This window comes from Pseudonocardia pini (assembly GCF_013870575.1).
Taxonomy (GTDB): domain Bacteria; phylum Actinomycetota; class Actinomycetes; order Mycobacteriales; family Pseudonocardiaceae; genus Pseudonocardia; species Pseudonocardia pini.
Genome location: NZ_JACBXB010000586.1, coordinates 1 through 3594, shown reverse-complemented (window position 1 = coordinate 3594; position 3594 = coordinate 1). Strand labels below are relative to the sequence as shown.

At 74.5% G+C, this 3594-nt stretch carries 5 protein-coding genes; 3 read left to right on the top strand and 2 right to left on the bottom strand.

The genetic code is table 11. The annotated features are described in order from the left end of the window. Window positions 1-586: UbiA family prenyltransferase (locus tag H5J29_RS25255; protein WP_220187905.1), on the bottom strand; the 586-nt coding region annotated here is incomplete at its 3' end. A gap of 133 nt (window positions 587-719) precedes the next feature. On the opposite strand from H5J29_RS25255, the gene H5J29_RS25250 reads away from it, so the two are divergent. Continuing rightward, window positions 720-1430 carry a GAF and ANTAR domain-containing protein gene (locus H5J29_RS25250; RefSeq protein ID WP_181783517.1) on the top strand — a complete coding sequence of 237 codons (711 nt, stop codon included), beginning with the start codon at window positions 720-722 and terminating at the stop codon, window positions 1428-1430. A 54-nt stretch (window positions 1431-1484) separates the two neighbouring features. On the opposite strand, the gene idi is transcribed toward H5J29_RS25250, so the two are convergent. Further along, window positions 1485-2057 carry an isopentenyl-diphosphate Delta-isomerase gene (gene idi / locus H5J29_RS25245; protein ID WP_181783516.1) on the bottom strand — a complete coding sequence of 191 codons (573 nt, stop codon included), beginning with the start codon at window positions 2055-2057 and terminating at the stop codon, window positions 1485-1487. Window positions 2058-2528: 471 nt separating this feature from the next. Between idi and H5J29_RS25240 the strand changes: the two genes are divergently transcribed. Beyond that, complete coding sequence (locus tag H5J29_RS25240) at window positions 2529-3287, top strand: GAF and ANTAR domain-containing protein (RefSeq protein ID WP_181783515.1); 759 nt, start codon at window positions 2529-2531, stop codon at window positions 3285-3287. Beyond that, window positions 3287-3594: GAF domain-containing protein (locus H5J29_RS25235; RefSeq protein ID WP_512700138.1), on the top strand; the 308-nt coding region annotated here is incomplete at its 3' end. The genes H5J29_RS25240 and H5J29_RS25235, both read left to right, overlap by 1 nt.

Below are 3594 nucleotides of genomic sequence, written 5' to 3'. Positions count from 1 at the left end.
CGCCGGTGCGCACGTCGTCGGCCAGGTCGGGCAGGGCGTTGAGCAGGTGTGCGCCCACGCCGAGGCAGGCACCCGCGAGAGTCGTCCACCACGGCGGCCACGCCGGGGCGTCCCCCGCGAGGGAGACGACCGCGGGCAGGGAGCCGAAGGCCACGGCGTACGGCGCCCAGGAGAGCGGGGTGGCCTTGAGGCCGAGGTTGTAGGCGTGGCCGGGAACGAGGCACAGCAGCACGTGCACCAGCCCGCTGCGCCAGCCCGCCGCGAACGACAGCGCCAGGCAGGCGCCCGCTGCGACTGCCAGCGCGCCCCCGACCAGCGCGATCGTGGTCCGGCCCGTCGCCAGGGGCTTGTCCGCGCGGCCGACGGCGCGGTCGCGGCCGACGTCGACCAGGTCGTTCGCCCAGCCGATGGTGAGCTGCCCGGCCAGGACGGCGCCGACCACGAGGACGGCGGAGGCGGGGGACAGCCCGTCGCTGACCGCGAGCAGGGCGGCGACGAGCGTGACCACGGCGGCGGGGCCCGGGTGGGCTGTCGCGAGGAGGTCGGCCAGACGCTGCCTGCTGCCGACCAGAGTGGTCTGGGGCACGGTGGGTCCCTTGCTCGGGAGGGATCCACACCGAGGTCCGGGGCGTGAGGTCCGAGCATCGCTGCTCCGGACCGACGGTAGGCCGCACGTGCGTGGCGGGCAACCCCGCAGCGGACTCGCTAGGTTGGGGCCGGTGGCCGACGACCGGGACGAGACCCTCGCCGAGGAGTTCGCTGACATCGCTCGGCTCCTGCAGGCCGAGACCGGCGTGCTGTCGACCCAGGAGCGGGTCACGCGGGTCGCGACGAAGACCGTCCGGGGCTGCGACCACGCGGCGATCTCGCTGATCGGCCGGAACGGCGTCGTCCGGACGGTGGGTGCGACGGACGACGTGCCGGCGCGGGTCGACCGGCTCCAGTACGAGCTCGGCGAGGGCCCGTGCGTGGACGCGATCCGGACGCACGAGGTGTACCTGACCGGCGACCTGGCCACCGAGGTGCGCTGGCCACGGTTCGCCTCCCGGGCCGTGGCGGAGACCGGGGTGCGGAGCATGCTCGCGCTGCGGCTCTTCGCGCAGGAGGACACCTTCGGCGCGCTCAACCTCTACTCCCGGTCCACGGACGCCTTCGACCCCCACGCCCGTGCGGTGGCCGCCATCCTCGCGGCCCACGCCGCCGTCGCCATGCGGGCGGCGCAGCAGCGGGACCAGGCCGAGCACCTCGGGGCCGCGTTGGAGAGCAACCGTCGGATCGGGATGGCCATGGGAGTGCTGATGGCCCGCGGGCAGCTCAGCGAGGACGCGGCGTTCGCCCTGTTGCGCCGCGCCTCCCAACACCTCAACGTGAAGCTGCGAGACATCGCCGACACGATCGTCGAGACGGGGGAGGCCCCCGAGCTGCCGTGACCCGGCGCCGTCACCCCGACCGAGGAGCCCGCGGAGGTCGCGACCGGAGTGGGGTCACCGCGCCGGCTTCGCTCCCGCGGGTCGGGTGTGCGCCGACTCGGCGGCCACCCACGCGGTGATGCTCTCGGCGAGGAGGGGGACCTGGAGCCGGGCCCACGGCGAGAGGGCCGACCCGGACCTCGCGGCCTCGTCCTGGAGATGGCTCCAGGACCACCACGTCCACGTCTCGACCTCGTCCGGCCGGGCGAGCGGCACCTCGGCGATCCGGCACACCAGGACGGGACAGCGCTCGTTCTCCTCCACCCCGGCGTGCGAGGCGCGGTAGCCGAAGTCCGGCAGGACCATCCACAGGTCGAGGGGGCGCACGCCGAGCTCGTAGAGCATCCGGCGACGGACGGCGTCGGCCACCGGCTCACCGGGGGCGGGATGCCCGCAGCAGGTGTTCGTCCAGACCAGGGGGAACGTCCGCTTGAGGCGGGAGCGCTGGGTGACCAGGACCCGCCCGGCGTCGTCGAACCCGTAACACGAGAAGCCGAGATGGAGCGGGGTGGTGGCGCCGTGCACCGTGCTCTTGTCGGCGGCGCCGACCGCCCGCCCCTCGGGATCGAGCAGGACGACCTGTTCCATGGGTTCCTTCCGGGAGGAGGGTCGTGCGGGGCGCCCCGACCGTGGGGGCGTGCCGGACCCCTCCGCCGGCACGACCGAGGGCGGGGCCGTGCGCGCGCCGCGGTGACGGTCCGGGTGGGGTCGCGTTCCCCGACCGGCGACGACCCGACACCTGGCCTCCCTCCCCGACGCTGGACACACGGAAGAACCCGCGTCGCCGGGGTCAGGGGCGGCATGGGGCGCGAGGGCATCGCGCCGACGAGCCGGGACAGTCCGCGAAGGAGCGGAGCCCGGCTCGCCCCAACCGTGACACAGCGACCGGGGAGCGGCAAGGGGGCCGCCGGAGGGGTAGGGTCCGGGCACGCGTCGGTGCCCGGCCATCTCCTCGTCGCACCCCCAACCACGTTCGCGAGGAGCAGGAGGCCCGGTGAGCCGGTCAGGCCCGCACGTGGGCGACACGCGGTGCCGTCGTGGGTGACGGCCGTGGGTGACATGGGTGCCGTGACGGCCAAGCTCGCGGGCATGGTGGCCGACGTCCTCGACGAGCAGGAGGTCGCCCGCCGGGTGTGCGAGGCCTGCGTCGCGGGGCTGGACGTCGACGGTGCCGCGATCTCGGTGCAGACCGCCGCGGCCTCCCGGCGCACCCTGTGGGCGACCGACGGGGTCGCCGTCGTCCTGGAGGACCTCCAGTTCACGCTCAACGAGGGCGTCTGCGTCGAGGCCGCGACGAGCGGGCTCCCGGTGCTCGTCGAGGACCTCGGCCGCGAGGGCGGACGGCGGTGGCCCGTCTTCACGGCGGAGGTCGCCGAGCGGACCCCGGCGCAGGCGCTGTTCGCCCTGCCCCTGCGGTGGGGCGCGGTGACCATCGGAGTGCTGGACCTGTATCGACTCAGGACCGGGGGACTGGCCGCCGGACAGTGGCAGGATCTGGTGCGTGCGGTCGAGGTCGCCGCGCTGCTGCTGCTCGGGGTGCGCACGAGGCCCCGGCCGGAGCCCCGCGTGGTCCCCGGTGCGGAACGTGTCGACAGCGGGTACCCCGAGAGCGTCGGTGAGGACTGGATGAACGGCGGACTGTTCCGGAGGCCGGAGATCCACCAGGCCACCGGCATGGTGCTCGCCCAGCTCGGGATCGGGCCGGAGGAGGCACTGGCCCGGATGCGGGCCCGGGCGTACGGCGAGCAGCGGCTGCTGATCGACGTGGCACGCGACGTGGTGGCACGGCGCTTGGTGTTCACCGAGGAGATGAAGTAATGGCCATCGAGTTCGAGCCGCGCGAGCCGGGGGGACACGACGTCTCGTCCGGTGGGCGGGAGCAGCAGGTCGCCCGGGCGTTCGTCGAGCTGGCGGACACACTGGTCGACGACTACGACATGATCGATCTCCTCGACCGGCTCGTGTCGCACAGCGTGCGGCTGCTGGCGGTCGACGCCGCGGCGATCATGCTCGCCGACGCGGGCGGGGGGCTGCGCACCGTCGCGTCGTCGAGCGAGGACGCCGAGCTGATGGAGGTGCTGCAGGTGCAGTCCGGCCAGGGCCCGTGCGTCGACTGCGTGCGGAC

Excerpts from the sequence above, each read along its gene's own strand:
- H5J29_RS25240 (WP_181783515.1), top strand. The coding sequence starts at position 2,529 with ATGGGTGCCGTGACGGCCAAGCTCGCGGGCATGGTGGCCGACGTCCTC.
- idi (WP_181783516.1), bottom strand. The coding sequence starts at position 2,057 with ATGGAACAGGTCGTCCTGCTCGATCCCGAGGGGCGGGCGGTCGGCGCC.